Annotated in this window: 16 protein-coding genes; all 16 read left to right on the top strand. The window is 63.7% G+C overall.

The genetic code is table 11. The features are described 5' to 3' along the window. Positions 1-65: 65 nt before the first annotated feature. The 16 genes from BFW87_RS00080 to gspD all read left to right on the top strand — a co-directional run bounded on the left by BFW87_RS00080 (position 66) and on the right by gspD (position 16,234). Positions 66-2,471, top strand: coding sequence for a TonB-dependent receptor (locus BFW87_RS00080; RefSeq protein ID WP_078737991.1), 2,406 nt, complete (start codon positions 66-68; stop codon positions 2,469-2,471). A 222-nt stretch (positions 2,472-2,693) separates the two neighbouring features. Continuing rightward, positions 2,694-3,608: a Fe(3+) dicitrate ABC transporter substrate-binding protein gene (locus tag BFW87_RS00075; RefSeq protein WP_439848370.1), complete on the top strand. Its 915-nt coding sequence runs from the start codon at positions 2,694-2,696 to the stop codon at positions 3,606-3,608. Between the two features lie 2 nt (positions 3,609-3,610). Next, a complete protein-coding gene (fecC, locus tag BFW87_RS00070; RefSeq protein WP_078737989.1) occupies positions 3,611-4,600 on the top strand; it encodes an iron-dicitrate ABC transporter permease FecC in 990 nt (329 codons plus the stop codon). Continuing rightward, a complete protein-coding gene (locus tag BFW87_RS00065; RefSeq protein ID WP_078737988.1) occupies positions 4,597-5,565 on the top strand; it encodes a FecCD family ABC transporter permease in 969 nt (322 codons plus the stop codon). Before fecC ends, BFW87_RS00065 begins: the two co-directional genes overlap by 4 nt. A gap of 4 nt (positions 5,566-5,569) precedes the next feature. Further along, on the top strand, positions 5,570-6,361 hold the full coding sequence (gene fecE / locus BFW87_RS00060) for a Fe(3+) dicitrate ABC transporter ATP-binding protein FecE (RefSeq protein ID WP_078737987.1): 792 nt from the start codon (positions 5,570-5,572) through the stop codon (positions 6,359-6,361). Between the two features lie 361 nt (positions 6,362-6,722). Continuing rightward, on the top strand, positions 6,723-8,390 hold the full coding sequence (gene gspE, locus BFW87_RS00055) for a type II secretion system ATPase GspE (RefSeq protein ID WP_439848369.1): 1,668 nt from the start codon (positions 6,723-6,725) through the stop codon (positions 8,388-8,390). After that, on the top strand, positions 8,387-9,583 hold the full coding sequence (gene gspF, locus BFW87_RS00050) for a type II secretion system inner membrane protein GspF (RefSeq protein ID WP_078737985.1): 1,197 nt from the start codon (positions 8,387-8,389) through the stop codon (positions 9,581-9,583). The genes gspE and gspF overlap by 4 nt, the downstream gene beginning before the upstream one ends. A 13-nt stretch (positions 9,584-9,596) precedes the next feature. Continuing rightward, complete coding sequence (gene gspG, locus BFW87_RS00045) at positions 9,597-10,007, top strand: type II secretion system major pseudopilin GspG (RefSeq protein WP_078737984.1); 411 nt, start codon at positions 9,597-9,599, stop codon at positions 10,005-10,007. A 7-nt stretch (positions 10,008-10,014) separates the two neighbouring features. Continuing rightward, a complete protein-coding gene (locus BFW87_RS00040; RefSeq protein ID WP_078737983.1) occupies positions 10,015-10,440 on the top strand; it encodes a type II secretion system protein in 426 nt (141 codons plus the stop codon). Continuing rightward, a complete protein-coding gene (locus BFW87_RS00035) occupies positions 10,437-10,766 on the top strand; it encodes a prepilin-type N-terminal cleavage/methylation domain-containing protein (RefSeq protein WP_078737982.1) in 330 nt (109 codons plus the stop codon). Before BFW87_RS00040 ends, BFW87_RS00035 begins: the two co-directional genes overlap by 4 nt. Then, positions 10,763-11,332, top strand: a complete 570-nt coding sequence (locus tag BFW87_RS00030) for a prepilin-type N-terminal cleavage/methylation domain-containing protein (RefSeq protein WP_078737981.1) — start codon at positions 10,763-10,765, stop codon at positions 11,330-11,332. The genes BFW87_RS00035 and BFW87_RS00030 overlap by 4 nt, the downstream gene beginning before the upstream one ends. Further along, on the top strand, positions 11,329-12,030 hold the full coding sequence (locus tag BFW87_RS00025; RefSeq protein ID WP_078737980.1) for a general secretion pathway protein GspK: 702 nt from the start codon (positions 11,329-11,331) through the stop codon (positions 12,028-12,030). Before BFW87_RS00030 ends, BFW87_RS00025 begins: the two co-directional genes overlap by 4 nt. Then, positions 12,027-13,019 carry a PilN domain-containing protein gene (locus BFW87_RS00020; protein WP_078737979.1) on the top strand — a complete coding sequence of 331 codons (993 nt, stop codon included), beginning with the start codon at positions 12,027-12,029 and terminating at the stop codon, positions 13,017-13,019. The genes BFW87_RS00025 and BFW87_RS00020 overlap by 4 nt, the downstream gene beginning before the upstream one ends. Next, a complete protein-coding gene (gene gspM, locus BFW87_RS00015) occupies positions 12,994-13,593 on the top strand; it encodes a type II secretion system protein GspM (protein WP_078737978.1) in 600 nt (199 codons plus the stop codon). The genes BFW87_RS00020 and gspM overlap by 26 nt, the downstream gene beginning before the upstream one ends. Further along, positions 13,590-14,108, top strand: coding sequence for a general secretion pathway protein GspN (locus BFW87_RS00010; RefSeq protein WP_078737977.1), 519 nt, complete (start codon positions 13,590-13,592; stop codon positions 14,106-14,108). Before gspM ends, BFW87_RS00010 begins: the two co-directional genes overlap by 4 nt. 5 nt (positions 14,109-14,113) lie before the next feature. After that, the gene (gene gspD / locus BFW87_RS00005; RefSeq protein ID WP_078737976.1) at positions 14,114-16,234 is read left to right on the top strand and encodes a type II secretion system secretin GspD; all 2,121 of its coding nucleotides are present in this window, start codon (positions 14,114-14,116) and stop codon (positions 16,232-16,234) included. The last annotated feature ends 51 nt before the right edge of the window (positions 16,235-16,285 follow it).

Below are 16,285 nucleotides of genomic sequence, written 5' to 3'. Positions count from 1 at the left end.
GCCTGTCCCCTTTTTTCACCTCGCCGGTCATTTCAGGCAAGTGAACACATCGAGAGCTTCCTCCAATGCCCGCAGTCCCACCCTTGCGCTTGCGCCCTCTGCTCAATCTGAGCCTGCTGCTGAGCCTCAGTACCAGCCCGTTATTCGTCGCCGTCAGCTACGCCGAAGACGCCGCCACCCGCCGCAGTTACCAGGTGCCGGCCGGTAGCCTGAGTGCCGCCTTGACCCGTTTTGCCGGGTTGGCAGGGGTGAACCTGTCGGTGGACCCGGCGCTCGTCAGCGGGCGCAGCAGCAGTGGTTTGTCCGGTGAATATGGCGTGGAGGAGGGCTTCACCCGTTTGCTCCAGGGCTCGGGCTTGCGACTGCAACCGATGGGGGAGCAGGCCTACAGGCTGGTTCCTGCGCCGGAGGATGGCAGTGTGCAACTGGCGCCGACGTCCATTCTCGGCGCTACCGACGTCGCCGACGGCGATACCTACGCCGGTGGGCAGGTCGCGCGGCGTGGCTCCCAAGGCCTGCTGGGCTCGCGGGATTTCATGGAAACGCCGTTCAGCATGACCACCTACACCGAGGCCGCGGTCAAGAACCAGCAAGCGCGCACCCTCGGTGACCTGGTGGCCAGCGACCCCTCGGTACGCGCCACCAACCCGGCCGGCGGGCGCTACGAGCAGTTCACCATTCGCGGCTTCAGCCTGTTCAACAGTGATGTGGCCTATAACGGCCTGTACGGCGTGTTGCCGACTTACACCATCGACATGGAAATGGCCGACCGCGTCGATATCCTCAAAGGCCCGAGCCAGTTGATCAACGGCATTTCACCGCGCGGCAGCGTCGGCGGTGGCATCAACGTGGTACCCAAGCGCGCCACCGATAAGGACATCAACTCGTTTACCGGCACCTGGGCCTCGGGCAGCCAGGCCGGTGGCGCGGTGGATGTGGGGCGGCGCTTTGGTGAGGATAATAAATTCGGCATCCGCTTCAACGGCGTCAAACAGTCGGGCGATACGGAATGGGATCATCAGAGCGTCGACCGCGAAATGGCGGTGCTCGGGCTGGATTTTCGCGGCGAGCGCCTGCGCCTTTCCACCGATATCGGCCACACCGAGCGAGATACCGATGCGCCGCAGGAACGTGTGCAAGTTGGCCCCAATGCCAGGGTGCCGAGTGCCAATGAGGTGCATCGCAACTATGCGCAGTCCTGGAGCAACGCCAGCACCAACGACACCTTCGGTACGCTCAACGGCGAGTTCGACCTCAGCGACAGCGTGATGCTCTACGGCGGCGTCGGCGCGCGTAAAAGTAACCACGACTTCCTGAGGCACGCGGTGGCTGTCACCAATAACGCCGGGGACTTCAGCGTGCTGCCGCGGGATTTCACCCGCGACGAAAATGTGCGCACCGCCACGGCGGGCGTGCGCAGTTGGTTTCACACCGGGCCGGTCAGCCATGAGCTGAACCTGGCGGCCAGCTACTTCTACATGGACTTCGAAAACGGCGGCGCGCGCTATGCCGCCGCACCAAGCAATCTGTACGATCCGCTGCAAACCCCGACACCGTCACGGCCGACGCGCCTGGACGCCAAGGTTTACACCGAGAACCGCTTCAGCGGCTTGGCACTCTCCGACACCCTGGGCTTTTTCGACGACCGTCTGTTACTCACCCTCGGCGCGCGCTGGCAGCGGGTGAAGGTCGATGACTGGACCGACAACGTCAAAGGCGACACCGCCTACGACGAAGAAAAAATCTCGCCCTCGGGCGGCCTCCTGTTCAAGGCCACCGACAAACTGTCGCTGTACGCCAACTACATGGAAGGTTTGAGCCAAGGCAAGATCGCGCCGTCTACGTCGGTCAACGAAGATGAAATCTTTCCGCCATTTGTCAGCCGTCAGGTCGAAGTCGGCGCCAAATACGATGCCGGCGCCTTCGCCGTGACCGCTGCCGTGTTTCGCATCAAACAGCCTGCCTACGAGACGAACGCCACGACTCGCGTGTTCGGCCCCAACGGCAAGCGCCAGAACGACGGCGTGGAGCTAACTGTGTTCGGCGAGCCGCTCAAGGGCTTTCGCTTGCTCGGTGGGGTCATGGTAATCGACAGTGAGCTGACACACACCACCAACGGCACTTTCGACGGCAACCGCGCACCGGCCACGCCCAAGTACAACGTCAACCTTGGCGCCGAATGGGATGTGCCAACGCTGGAAGGGCTGACCCTGACCAGCCGTGGCATCTATTCCAGCTCGCAGTACCTGGACCAGTCCAACGTCAAGCAGATTGACGCGTGGAACCGCATCGATGTGGGCGCGCGCTATGCCTTCAAGGTGGATGACAAACACATCACCTTGCGCGCGAATGTCGAGAACGTCGCCGATAAACGTTACTGGAGCTCGGCCGGTGCTTCGGATGACAGCGAGCCGGGCTTGACCTTATCAACCCCCCGAACCTACCTGCTGTCCGCCACAGTCGATTTCTAAGCGCAGGACTAATGTGGGAGCTGGCTTGCCTGCGATAGCGGTGTATCAGTGTCTATATTTGATCCCGACCCACCGCGATCGCAGGCAAGCCAGCTCCCACAGGGAATTACAGTGTTAATAAGAATGTTTTTTGATTGCAACGCGCCGATATGGAATAGTACCCGCCGTTTTCCCCAGCCTGTCTAGCCGGGGTGTTTTAACGCCGAGGTACTCTCCATGCGAATGCTGCGCTCCATCCCGACCCTTGCGGCCTGCCTCCTGGCGTTGTCTTCCAGCGTACTCAGCGCCGCCCCCATCGACCTCAACGATGGCCAGCACGTCGTGCATTTGCCGGACGCGCCCAAGCGCGTGGTGGTACTGGAGTTTTCCTTTCTCGACAGCCTGGCCGCGGTTGACGTCACGCCCGTAGGCGCCGCCGACGATGGCGACGCCAACCGCGTCTTGCCCCGCGTGCGCCAGGCCATCGGCCAGTGGAAGTCCGTAGGCCTGCGTTCGCAGCCGAGCATCGAAGAGATCGCCCGCCTCAAGCCGGACCTGATCATCGCCGACCTGAACCGCCATCAAGCGCTGTACAGCGACCTGTCGAGTCTCGCGCCAACGCTGTTGTTGCCGTCGCGCGGTGAGGATTATCAGGGCAGTCTGAAATCCGCCGAGCTGATCGGCAAAGCCCTTGGCAAGAGCCCGCAGATGGAAGCGCGTATCGCGCAGAACCGTGAACACCTGAAAGCGATTGCGCAGCAGATCCCCTCCGGTGCCAGCGTGTTGTTCGGCGTTGCCCGTGAAGACAGTTTTTCCGTACACGGCCCGGACTCCTACGCTGGCAGCGTACTGGAAGCCATCGGCTTGAAGGTCCCGTCGGTACGCGCCAAGGCCGCCCCCACCGAATTCGTCAGCCTGGAGCAACTGCTTGCACTGGACCCGGGTTGGCTGCTGGTCGGCCATTACCGTCGCCCGAGCATCGTCGACACCTGGAGCAAGCAGCCGCTGTGGCAAGTGCTTGGCGCGGTGCGTAATCATCACGTTGCCGAAGTGGATGGCGACAGTTGGGCGCGCAACCGTGGCGTACTCGCTTCCGAGCAAATCGCCGAAGACGCCCTGGCCATTCTTAAAGGCGGCAAAGCCGTACTGAGCCAATAAGCGTGCAACGCAGTGTCGCCGCCGTGGGCATCGTGTTGCTCGGTGCCGGGTTGTTCTGGTTTTCGTTGTACCTCGGATCACCGTTCACCATCACCGCGACAGACGCCTGGAACGGCCTGGCTCATCAGGGCCGCGTGGGCGGCAATATGGCCTATATCGTCGCCCAGTTGCGCGTGCCGCGCGCGGTCTGCGCCGCGCTGGTGGGCGCCTGCCTGGGCCTGGCCGGTGCACTGATGCAGGGCATCACGCGCAACCGTCTGGCGTCGCCTTCATTGTTCGGCGTCACGGCGGGGGCGGCGTTGGGGCTGGCGCTGTTTTCGACCGGCTTGGTCGCGCCACCCTTTGCCGGCGGTGCGTTGTTGATGACATGTGTGGGCGGCGCGCTGGCCTGGATCACCGTGTTCAGCCTGGGCGGTGCGTGGTCGCCCACCACGGCGCAGGGGCGGTTGGTGCTGGCCGGTGTCGCCGTCGCTGCGTTGTGCGCAGCGTTGACCCGGCTCACGGTGATTCTGGTCGAGGCCCAGGCGCAAAGCGTGTTGAACTGGTTGGCCGGCTCGTTGGCCAACGTCGGCGCCGCGCAAGTGCAATTGCTCTGGCCGTGCACCTTGATCGGTGGTCTGTGGGCCCTGTGGTGCGCGCCGCGTTTGAACCTGATCAACCTTGGCGAAGACGCTGCGCGCTCCCTCGGCGTGGGTATCGCCAGCCTGCGCTTGCAAGTGTTTGTCGCCAGCCTGCTGCTGGTGGGCGCCAGTGTTTGCGCGGTCGGCCCCATCGGTTTTGTCGGGCTGATCGCGCCGAACATCATTCGTCAGTTTTTGGGTAATGATTACCGCTGGCTGATTCCGCTGAGCGCGGCATTGGGCGCGGTGATCGTATTGGGTGCCGACTTGCTTAGCCGCGCCGTGGCCTTTCCGGTGGAAACCCCGGCAGGCGTGGTCACGGCACTGATCGGCGCACCGTTCTTCCTCTTTCTCGCCAGGCGCACCCTATGATCCGGCCACGCTTGCGCCTCTGGCTGCTGGTCGGCCTGTTATTGGCGGCGACCTTTGTCAGCCTCAGCGCGGGCACGTCGTGGCTCACACCCGACACCGTGCTGCAACACCTGTTGGCCCACAACGCCCTCGACTTCGAAGTGTGGAACCACCGCCTGCCACGCAGCCTGATCGCGGTCCTCGCAGGCTGTGCTTTTGGCCTGGCGGGGGCGATTGTGCAGGGCGTGATCCGCAACCCGCTGGCCTCGCCGGAAATCCTCGGCGTGACCCAAGGCGCGGGGCTGGCGCTGACGGTTGCGATCATCAGCTGGCCGCAGTTGCCGATCGCCTGGCTGCCGCTGGTGGCTTGCCTGGGCGGTGCCGGCGGCGCCTTGCTGCTGGCGCTCTACAACACGGGTGTGAGCTTTTCCGGGGTGCGTTTTGCGCTGTCGGGGGTGGCCATTGCCGTGACCTTGTCGAGCGTCACCGAATTTCTGATCCTGTCCCACCCATTGGATATCAACACCGCGTTGCTTGCCCTCACCGGCAGTTTGTGGAGCCGCAACTGGCACCACGTGGCGCTGGTGTTGCCGTTTCTAGTGCTGATTCCGCTGGGCCTGTGCCTGGCCAAACCGCTGAACCTGATCGCCCTCGGCGACGAGGCGGCGCACAGCCTGGGTACGGCGCTGAACCGCACACGCTGGCTGGCGATGGCCTGCGCGGTGCTGCTCACCAGCCTGGGCGTGGGGGTGATCGGGCCGATTGGATTTATCGGCCTGGTTGCGCCGCACATGGCGCGGCGGCTGGTCGGCGGGCATCACCTGTTCTTGCTGCCGGCGGCGATGTTGATTGGCGCGCTGTTGCTGGTGCTCGCCGACACCCTCGGACGCACGCTGATCGCGCCCAGCGAAATCCCGGCGGGGGTACTCACGGCGGTGATTGGCGCGCCGTATTTTCTTTGGTTGCTGGCACGGTTCAAGGGCTGATGACATGAGCATTCTCCAGGCACATCAACTCGACATCGGCTACGACGCCACGCGTATCGTGCAGGGCCTTTCATTTGCGCCGCCGGCGGGGAAGGTCACGGCGCTGATCGGCCCGAACGGTTGTGGCAAGTCGACGTTGCTCAAGACCTTCGCGCGCATTCTCAAACCGACCAGGGGCGAACTGACGCTGGATGGCCAGGCCTATGCAAGCCTTTCCGCTCGCCAATTGGCCCAGCACATTGCGTTTTTACCCCAGGTGTTGCCGGTGCCGGAAGGCGTCAGCGTGCGCCAGTTGGTCGCCTATGGCCGCAGCCCGCATAACTCGCTGTGGGGGCGCCTGAGTGGCAGTGACCAAACGCAGGTAACGCAGGCCATGCAACGACTGGAACTGGACAGCCTGGCCGACCGCGCATTGGCGGACTTGTCCGGCGGCCAACGCCAGCGGGCCTGGCTGGCCATGGTGTTGGCGCAAAATGCAGCGGTGGTATTGCTGGATGAGCCGACCACTTACCTCGACATCAGCCACCAGGTCGAATTGCTGGACTTGATGGGCGAGCTGGCCGCAGAAGGCAAGACCGTGATCACCGTGCTGCACGACATCAACCAGGCCTGCCGGTATGCCGACCATCTGGCGGTGATGCACGGCGGCCAGCTGGTTGCCGATGGGACGCCCGCCGCGGTGATCAGCGTCGAGTTGATGCGTCAGGTATTTGATGTGCAAGTGCAGGTCATCAATGAACCCGTGTCCGGCACGCCGATGTGCATAGTCGAAAAAAGCACCCGACTTCACGCCTGACCCGGTTCAACTGTGAGAGATGAAGTGCAACGCTTGAATCTTTTGGATTGCCACCCCATTGAGCGCGAGAACGCCTGAGCAACTAACGAAGTGGCTCATTGCAATTAGCTAAACCCGAGACCTTCGCTGCGCACCCTCTAAAACAAGGGTTGTACCGGAAATCCGGGACAGCCCGTGGCTATTCATTTCAGTTTGTTTCCCCGCCTCAGGAACTAGCGTTGGAACTTCCAGTCGATTAACCCTGCTAACTCTTTCTTCGGGCGTGGCTAACTAATGGCACTTCTCGGTAGTTCCAAATAGCCATACTTTCTCGCAACTAGAACTTAATATTATGTCGTCAGCCCTTATCGATGCCTGCCATATGCAGATACCGCACACTGATCAAGTGTGCGCGTGGCTGACGCAGCATGCCGGGTTGAAAACCGTTGATCTGGAGCGAGCCCGGCGTTTGTCCACCGACGCCAGTGACCTGCTCGGCGTGCTCACGCGCCTGGGGCTGGTTTCTGAAGTCGAACTGGCCCGCGCGTGGGCCGATTTGCTCGATGCCCCCCTGTTGCTGGCAGACGCCGCACCACCGCTGCTGGACCCTTTGCCGGTGCTCACCGAGCGCTTTATGCGCCACTACCAAATCGTGCCCATGGGCTGGACCCAGGGCGGCCTGCGTGTACTGGCGGCCAATCCAGCGCAGGGTTATCCGTTTCAGGCACTGGCCTACGCCTGTCAGGTGCCGGTGTGGCTGGCCATCGGCCCGCGCAATGAGGTCGATACGCTGATCGAGCGCTATTACGGCCAAGGCCGTTCCGCCATGGGTACGCTGATCGAAAACCTCGATGAGCAGGGCGGCGCGCTGGAGGATATCGAACACCTCAAGGACATGGCCTCCGAAGCGCCGGTGATTCGCCTGGTCAACCTGATCCTGCAGCGCGCCGTGGAGCAACGCGCCTCGGACATCCACATCGAACCCTTCGAAACTCAGCTCAAAGTGCGTTACCGCATTGACGGCGTGCTGCACGACGCCGAAGCGCCGCCCGCCAGTTCGTCGGCGGCAGTGATTTCGCGGGTGAAGATCATGGCGCGGCTGGACATCGCCGAGCGCAGGCTGCCGCAGGACGGGCGCATCATGCTGCGTATCCAGGGCAAGGAACTCGACTTGCGCGTGTCCAGCGTGCCCACCAGCTTTGGCGAGTCGGTGGTGATGCGCCTGCTGGACCGGCAAACCGTCAGGTTCGATTTTCAGAGCCTGGGCTTTGATGGCGAGCGGCTGGCGACCTTCCTCGATTTACTGGCGCGCCCCCACGGCATTTTGCTGGTGACCGGGCCCACCGGCTCCGGCAAAACCACCACGCTCTACACCGCGTTGTCGCGGCTCAACACCAGCGAGCGCAAAATCATCACCGTCGAAGACCCGGTGGAATACCAGCTCGAAGGCATCAACCAGATCCAGGTCAAGCCCGCCATCGGCCTGGACTTCGCCGGTGCGCTGCGCTCCATCGTGCGTCAGGACCCGGACGTGATCATGATCGGCGAAATCCGCGACCTGGAAACCTGTCGCATCGCGATTCAGTCGTCTCTCACCGGGCACCTTGTGCTCTCGACCCTGCACACCAACAGCGCCGCCGCGAGCATCACGCGCCTGCTGGACATGGGCGTGGAGAGCTACCTGATTGCGTCGACGGTCAGCGGCATTCTTGCGCAGCGGCTAGTCAGGCGCCTCGACCCCGCCACGCGCGTTGCTTTTGAAGCGTCGCCACAATTGATCGCCGAACACGGTCTGGATCGCTTGACCGAGCAACGCCCGATTCGGCTCTACAACGGCGCTTATCACGGCCGCAGCGCGCTCACCGAATTGCTCGTGATGAACGATGAACTGCGTGGTCTGCTGATGCGCCACGCTGATGCCGCCACCCTCGAACAGGCCGCCCGCCGCGCCGGTTTGCGCACCCTGTATGAAGACGGATTGCGCCAGGCGCTGGCGGGTATCACGTCGCTGGAAGAAGTGCTGCGAGTCACCCTTGGAGAGGGCGCGTGAGCCTGTTCAAGTTTCGCGCGCTGGACGGCCAGGGCGCGGCTCACAACGGCACACTACAAGCCCGCGACAGAGCCGCCGCCGTCGCCGCGTTGCAAAAGCGTGGCCTGCTGTTATTGCACATCGACGCGGCGCGCAGCCCATTGCTGCGCCGCGCGCGCGGGCAACTGAAGGGCGCGGCGCTGGTGAGTTTCACCCAGCAATTGGCGACGCTGCTGGGCGCCGGTCAACCGCTTGAGCGCGCCCTTGGGCTATTACTCAGGCAACCCGGCCAACCCCAGGTGCGCGCGCTGATCGAGCGCATCCGCGATCACGTCAAGGCCGGCAAACCGTTATCCGCCGCGCTGGAAGAAGAGGGCGGTACGTTTTCCCCGCTGTACCTGAGCATGGTGCGTGCCGGCGAGGCGGGCGGTGCGTTGGAAAGCACCTTGCGCCAGCTCAGCGATTACCTGGAACGCAGCCAGTTGCTGCGCGGCGAGGTAATCAACGCGCTGATCTACCCGGCGTTCCTGGTGGTCGGCGTGCTCGGGTCACTGGCGCTGTTGCTGGCGTATGTGGTGCCGCAATTTGTACCGATTTTTCAGGATTTGGGCGTGCCGATTCCGTTGATCACCGAGGTGATTCTCGCGCTCGGGCAATTCCTCGGCGACTACGGCCTGATGGTGCTGGCCGCGCTGATCGTGACCACATGGGGGGTGTTTGCGCGTCTGCGTGACCCGCAACGCCGAGCGAACTACGACCGCCGCCTGCTCGGTATGCGCGTAATCGGCCCCCTGTTGCAGCGTGTCGAAGCAGCGCGCCTGACGCGCACCCTCGGTACTTTGCTCAGCAACGGCGTGGCGCTGCTGCCCGCGTTGGTGATTGCCCGGCAGGTCTGCAGCAATCGCGCCTTGCAGGTGCAAGTGGAGGACGCGGCGGAATCAGTAAAAGGCGGCGGCACCCTGGCCAGTGCTTTCGGCGTTCAGCCGCTGCTGCCGGACCTGGCCTTGCAAATGATTGAAGTCGGCGAGCAGGCCGGTGAACTGGACAGCATGCTGCTCAAGGTCGCCGACGTGTTCGACGTCGAAGCCAAACGCGGCATCGAGCGCTTGCTCGCAGCGTTGGTGCCGTCCCTGACCGTGATCATGGCCGTACTCGTGGCGGTGATCATGCTCGCGATCATGCTGCCGCTGATGAGCCTGACGAGCACTATTTGAAGGAGAACACCCGATGAGAACTTCACGCCGCCAAGGCGGTTTCACCCTGCTGGAAATGCTCGCGGTGATCGTGCTGCTGGGCATTGTCGCAACCATTGTGGTGCGCCAGGTCGGCGGCAACGTGGACAAGGGCAAATACGGCGCGGGCAAGGCGCAGTTGGCCGGGCTGAGCATGAAGGTCGACAGCTACGCACTCGACATTGGTTCACCGCCCAACAACCTGCAACAGCTGCTCGACAAGCCCGCCAACGCGTCAGGCTGGGCCGGGCCGTATGCCAAACCGTCGGACCTCAAGGACCCGTTCGGCCATGCCTTCGGCTATCGCTTCCCGGGTGAGCATGGCGCCTTTGACCTGATTTTCTACGGCCAGGACGGCCAACCGGGCGGCGATGGCTATAGCGCCGACCTGGGCAATTGGGAATAACGGCGCCATGCACCAGCGCGGCTTCACACTCCTGGAAATGCTCGTGGTCATCCTGCTGATCGGCCTCGCTGCGGGCGTGTTGGGGCTGGGTATACGCCAGGGTGTGCAGGCAGCGAAAGAGCGGCGCGTGGTCGGCGAAATGGTCGATGCGCTGCGCGCCACACGGGCTGCAGCCGTTATCGGTGGCAAGGCTGCGCGGACTGAATTTGATGTACAGGGCCAGACGTTTCAGGCGCCAGGCCGTACCCTTCAACGCTGGCCGGACGAACTAAACGTGACGTTGCACACCGCCGAACACGTTGGGCCTGCCATCGAGTTCTACCCCGACGGCAGTTCCACCGGCGGCAATCTGCTGGTGGCCAACGGCAGCCGGCGTTGGCGCATCGACATCGGCTGGCTGACCGGCAGCGTTGCGTCCAAGGCATTGCCATGAAGCACCAGGCCGGTTTCACCTTGCTTGAAATGCTTGCCGCCCTGACGCTGATGGCGGTGGGCAGCACGGTTTTGTTGGTCGCGTTCGGCCAGAGTGCGCGTTCGCTGGCGCAAGTCGCTCACAGCGATCGCCTGACCCACGCAGCGCTCAGCGTGCTCGATCAGGAAACGGCCGGCACGCTGACGGAGGGCGTCAGCCGGGGCGAACTCGACGGCATGCAGTGGCAGTTGACGCGCACCCGTCAGCAGGACGTGTTTCGTCTCGACCTGACGGTCAGCGAAGGTCGGCATCACGCCCGCTTCAGCACCTTGAAGGCGCGTCTGTGAGGCGCCGTCAGCAGGGCTTCACCTTGCTGGAAGTCCTCGTGGTGTTGAGTTTGCTGAGCGTGTTGTTGGTGCTGGTTGGTGGCGCGTTACTGGGCGCCAATCGTGCGGTGGCCAAGGCCCAGCACTACACCGCCAGCCTGGATGAAATGCGCGCCGCCCAGCAGTTTTTGCGCACCTCGATCAGCGAGGCGCTGCCGCTGAATATCAATCATGGCGAGGATTTTTTCACGGGCACGCCCGAACGTCTGGAGTGTGTGACGACCTTGCCCGGTGTGCTCGGTGGCGGCATTCAACGGATGACCCTGCAACGCGCCGAACGGGCGTTGCAGGTGGGTTTTCCGCAACGTGAGCCACAAGTGCTGCTGAACACTGTCGACAGCCTGCAATTCAGCTATCGCGGCCTGTCGCCTCTGGGTCAGCCCACCGGTTGGCTGAATCAATGGCCGTGGCCCAAGCGCCTGCCCGACGCAGTGCGTATCGCCGCCCACGTCAACGGACCGGTGCCATGGGTGACCGAAGTGATTGCCCTGCGCCTGAACCTGTCCAGCGGAGCCTCGGCCGAATGAAGCGCCAACGCGGTGCGGCCCTGTTGCTGGTGCTATGGGTCCTGGCGTTGCTCAGCGTGCTGCTCGGCGGCCTGGCCGGTTGGGTGCAGTTGCAAAGTCGCCAGGCGCTGTGGCTGCGCGAGCATGTACAAACGGTGTTGGCGGCCGAGGCAGGTATCGCCATGGTCATGGCCGGGCGGCAGTGGGTGGCTGACGGTCGCGACATCCCCCTCACGTTCGACGACGCCAGCGTGCACGTCAGCCTGCGCAGCGAGCGCGGCAAGCTCTACCTGACCAACGCCGAAGCGGATGACTTCACGCGTTTGGCCCGGGCCTGCGGCGCCACCAGTGCCCAGGCCGTGCAATTGATGAAGGCCCTCGACGCGCGGCGCGCCCAGGGCCTGGCGCCGTTTCGGGTGCTGGAAGAGCTGCGTCCATTGCCCGGTATGACCCAGGCGCTCTACAACCAGTTACTGCCGGAGCTCACTTTGTGGAGTGACCTTGATCGCCCCGACCCCGCCTTTGCCAGCCCGCTGATGCGCGAGGCGCTGAACCTGCCGCACCCAGACGCCGAGGGGGCCGACCCAGGCGAAATGCTGGCGATCGACAGCCGCGCCGAACGCCCCGGCGGTTATCAGGCGCGGCTGCACCTCACGGTTTTATTGAGCCCAACGGAGGACAGCGGGCAACCCTACCGGGTGCTGCGCTGGCAAGAATGAATCGACTGGAACCCATTGCCCGACACTGGCGCGGCAGCCTGCTACAACAAGGCTGGCGCCTGTGGCTCGCCGAGCTGCGCGGCTGTGTGCCGAGCTGGCTGGTGTTGCGGGAGCCGCCGGAGCACATTAATCATTGGCCCCTGACGGAGCCGCTTGCGCCTGGCACCTCTCGCCAGGTGTTGATGCTCGGCCCGGACGCGGTGCTGCTGCAAACCGTGCAACTGCCGCTGGCCGCCGCGCGCAACCTCAACGACGTGGTCGGCTATGAACTGGACCGCTACACGCCCTTTGAGGCGGACCAGCTGTACTTCGTCGCGCATCTGCAGCAACGCACGCCGACTCATCTTCAGGTGATGCTGGTGGCGATCCTGCGCGAACACCTCGACCACATCCTCACCGGCTGCGCTGCGCTTGGCCTGCGCCCGCATCGTGTGGACGTGGCAGGCCTGGGAATCAACTTGCTCCCCGCGCCACTGCGCCCACGCACGCCGCCACGCGGCAAAGGTTTGCAACGCAGCCTGCCGTGGCTGTGTGGCGCATTGCTGATTGCCGCGATGGTGCTGTGGCTCAACGACCGCCAGCGTGTGGTCGATGCCATGCGGGCCAGTGTCGAGCTGCAAAAAGCCCAGGTCGCCGAGGTCCACGCTTTGCGCCAGCAACTGCTCACTACCCGGGGCGCGGCGCAGTACCTGATTCGCCGCAAGCTGGCGCAGCCACCGCTTGCCGCACTGCTCAATGACCTCACCACTTGCCTGCCTGCCGACACCTGGCTTGACCAGCTGGACGTCAAGGACGGCGAAATTTCCCTCTCCGGACAAAGTGCCAAGGCCAGCGGCCTGATCACCCGTATCAAGGGTTGCAAACGCCTGGAAAACGCCCAGTTCGAAGGCGTGATTCAACCCGATGCCCGCACCGGCAAAGACCGCTTTGCCCTGCGTGCCCACCTTCGCCCGGAGGCCGCCGATGCGCCGACCCCTCACACCCCGTGAACGCCGTGGTGCCGCCTTGCTGATGCTGGCGGCGGTTGTCGGCGCCGCCTATTGGCTGTTGATCGACAGCTGGTTCGCCGGCCCTTTGCGCGCCATGGGCGAGCAGGCCGAGCAATTGCGCGAACAGCAGCAACGCTATGCGGGTGTGTTGCGCCACCGCGATGCGCTGCGCCAGCAGCTTGAGCGCGCGCAGCAAGACCCCGCCAGCACCACCAGCCTGTTGCCGGGCGATGACCCCGATGTGGTCGCTGCGGACCTGATGCAACGCCTCGCCGATTTGATCAGCAGCCACGCCAACCTCGGCGGCGGTTGCAGCCTGACCCAGCGCAAGCCCATCACCCCGGAGCAGGACAGCGGCGAGCCGTATCGCCAGGTCCAGGTCAGCCTCACACTCAACTGCGCTATCGAGCCCTTGGAGGCGCTGTTGCATGAGCTGGAATATCAGCCGCCGTTTCTGTTTGTGGATGAGCTGCGCATCCGCCGCAGTCGCGAGGCGCCGGCGAGTGGCGGCGCGGGCAAACTGGTGGTGCACCTGCTGGTTCGCGGCTATCTGCAACCGCAGGTGTCGCGATGATCGGCGTACTGCGCCCCCTGGAATGGGGCTTGCTCGGCTTGGCCGGCGTACTCGGCGTGTTGATGGCGGTGATCCTCAGCAGCGTCGGTGATGAACCGCAGTGGCTGCCCGAACCCGACACCCGCGCCCAGCCTTCGGCCCGCGTACAAAGTGCGCCGAACGTGCCGCTGGAAAACCTCTCCGCCACGTGGCAGGCCCCGCTGTTCAGCCCAGAGCGCAGCCCCGACCGCGTGGTAGGTAAAGCCCAAGTGTCGAGCCTGGCCGACCTGACCCTGAGCGGCATCATGATCACCGGCAACCTGCAAATGGCCATGCTCAAGCGGGCGAACGGCCCGGCCCTGACCGTGCGCCTCGGCCAAACCCTGCCCAACGGCTGGCGCCTGGAACACCTCACCCCGCAATACGCCCGATTCGCTCTGGACGGCCGCACCCAAACCTTGAGCCTGTACGCCAAGCGCTTGCCTCCGCCGTCCACCCGCCCACCTGTGACTTTGCCCCGCGAGCCCCTCCCTTGATCGACATGCGCACCTCCCTGTTTTGCCTGGCCACCGCCGTCTCTTTGGGCGGCTGTGGATCCTTCCCCGACCGCCCCGGCGCGGACGACGAACTGCTCCACGAAGCCCTGCAAGGCACCGGTGCGCAACGCCCGCCGACTGAGGCGCCTGCACCCGAAAGCCCGCAGCCCGAAGCGTTGCCTGTGCCGCAGCGCCAGCTGATTCGCGGCAACCAGCAATTCGTGCGCCCGCCGGCGGCGACAGCGGAGGCGAAAGAGGAGGGCGGCGACATTGTGTTCAACTTTGCCGACCAGCCGATCGAGGCGGTGATCAACAGCGTGATGGGCGACCTGCTGCACGAAAACTACAGCATCGCCCAGGGTGTGAAAGGCAGCGTGAGCTTTTCCACCTCTAAACCGGTCGACAAACAACAGGCGTTGTCGATCCTTGAAACCCTGCTGTCCTGGACGGGCAACGCGATGATCCGCCAAGGCCAGCGCTACGTGATTCTGCCCGCAGACCAGGCCGTGGCGGGCAAGCTGGTGCCGCAGATGAAGGTGGCCGCGCCCTCCAGCGGCCTTTCGGCGCGGCTGTTTCCCTTGCGTTACATCTCCGCCACCGAGATGCAGAAGCTGCTCAAACCGTTCGCCCGCGAGAATGCGTTTTTGCTGGTGGATCCGGCGCGCAACGTATTGAGCCTGGCCGGCACGCCGGATGAACTGGCCAACTATCAGGACACCATCGACACCTTTGATGTGGACTGGCTCAAAGGCATGTCGGTAGGCGTGTTCGGCCTGCAACGCGCCTCGGTGGCCGAGTTGATGCCCGAGCTGCAAGCGATGTTCGGCGCCGACAGCGGCAGCCCCTTGGGGGGCATGCTGCGGTTTTTGCCGATTGAGCGCACCAATTCGGTGGTGGTGATCTCCTCCCAGCCGCAGTACCTCAGCGAGGTCGGTGACTGGGTTCGCACGATTGACGAAGGCGGCGGGAACGAGCCGCAGATGTATGTCTACGATGTGCGCAACATGAAGGCCGCCGACCTGGCCAAATACCTGCGGCAGATCTACGGCACGGGCGCAATCAAGGACGATACGCCGGCGAAGGTTGCTCCGGGGTTGCGCACCGCGACCTTGTCCTCGCCCAACAACAGCGTGCAGAACCCTGCACCCGTTACTGAGGAGCTGGAGCCGGAGCCGGACACTGCTGAAGCGACGCCCGTCAGCCGACTCGAAGCAGGTACCCGCATCACCGCCCAGCACAGCAGCAACCAGTTGCTGGTGCGGACCCGTCCGGCGCAATGGAAGGAGATCGAGGCTGCGATCAAACGCCTCGACAACCCGCCGCTGCAAGTGCAGATCGAGACGCGCATTCTTGAGGTCAAGCTCAGTGGTGAACTGGACTTGGGTGTGCAGTGGTATTTGGGGCGTCTGGCGGGGAATTCCACGAGTACTACGGTGGCCAACGAGTCCGGCAGCCAAGGCGCGCTGGGCGGTGGCGGGGCAGGGTTGGGGGCGGCGGATTCGTTGTTTTATTCGTTTGTCAGTTCGAACCTGCAAGTGGCGTTGCACGCGCTGGAGAAGAACGGCCGGACCCAGGTGTTGTCGGCGCCGTCGCTTGTGGTGATGAATAACCAGCCGGCGCAGATTCAGGTGGGGGATAACATTCCCATCAGCCAGACCACGGTCAATACCGGCACCTCGGATACCACGTTGAGCAGTGTGGAATATGTGCAGACGGGGGTGATTCTGGATGTGGTGCCGCGGATTAATCCGGGGGGGTTGGTATATATGGATATTCAGCAGCAGGTCAGTGATGCGCAAAGTCAGAGTGGCACGGGTGATACGCCGGTGAATCCGCGCATTTCGACGCGTTCGGTGTCGACGCAGGTGGCGGTGCAGAGTGGGCAGACGGTGTTGCTTGGGGGGTTGATCAAGCAGGACAACGCTGAGGGGGTCAGCTCGGTGCCGTATCTGGGGAAGATTCCGGGGTTGCGGTGGTTGTTTGGCAACACCAGTAAGTCTCGGGAGCGTACGGAGTTAATTGTGTTGATTACGCCTCGGGTGGTGACCAATAGCGGGCAGGCGCGGCAGGTGACGGATGATTATCGGCAGCAGATGCAGCTTTTGAGGGGTGGGGGAGGTCGATAGTGTGCATATCCGTTGCTGCGGTAACGGCCACTTATGGTTCCGCTCTTACAG

Source organism: Pseudomonas fluorescens, assembly GCF_002022275.1.
Lineage (GTDB): Bacteria > Pseudomonadota > Gammaproteobacteria > Pseudomonadales > Pseudomonadaceae > Aquipseudomonas > Aquipseudomonas fluorescens_AJ.
Note: the sequence above shows the minus strand (reverse complement) of the source record. Positions and strands in the feature narration are given on the sequence as shown.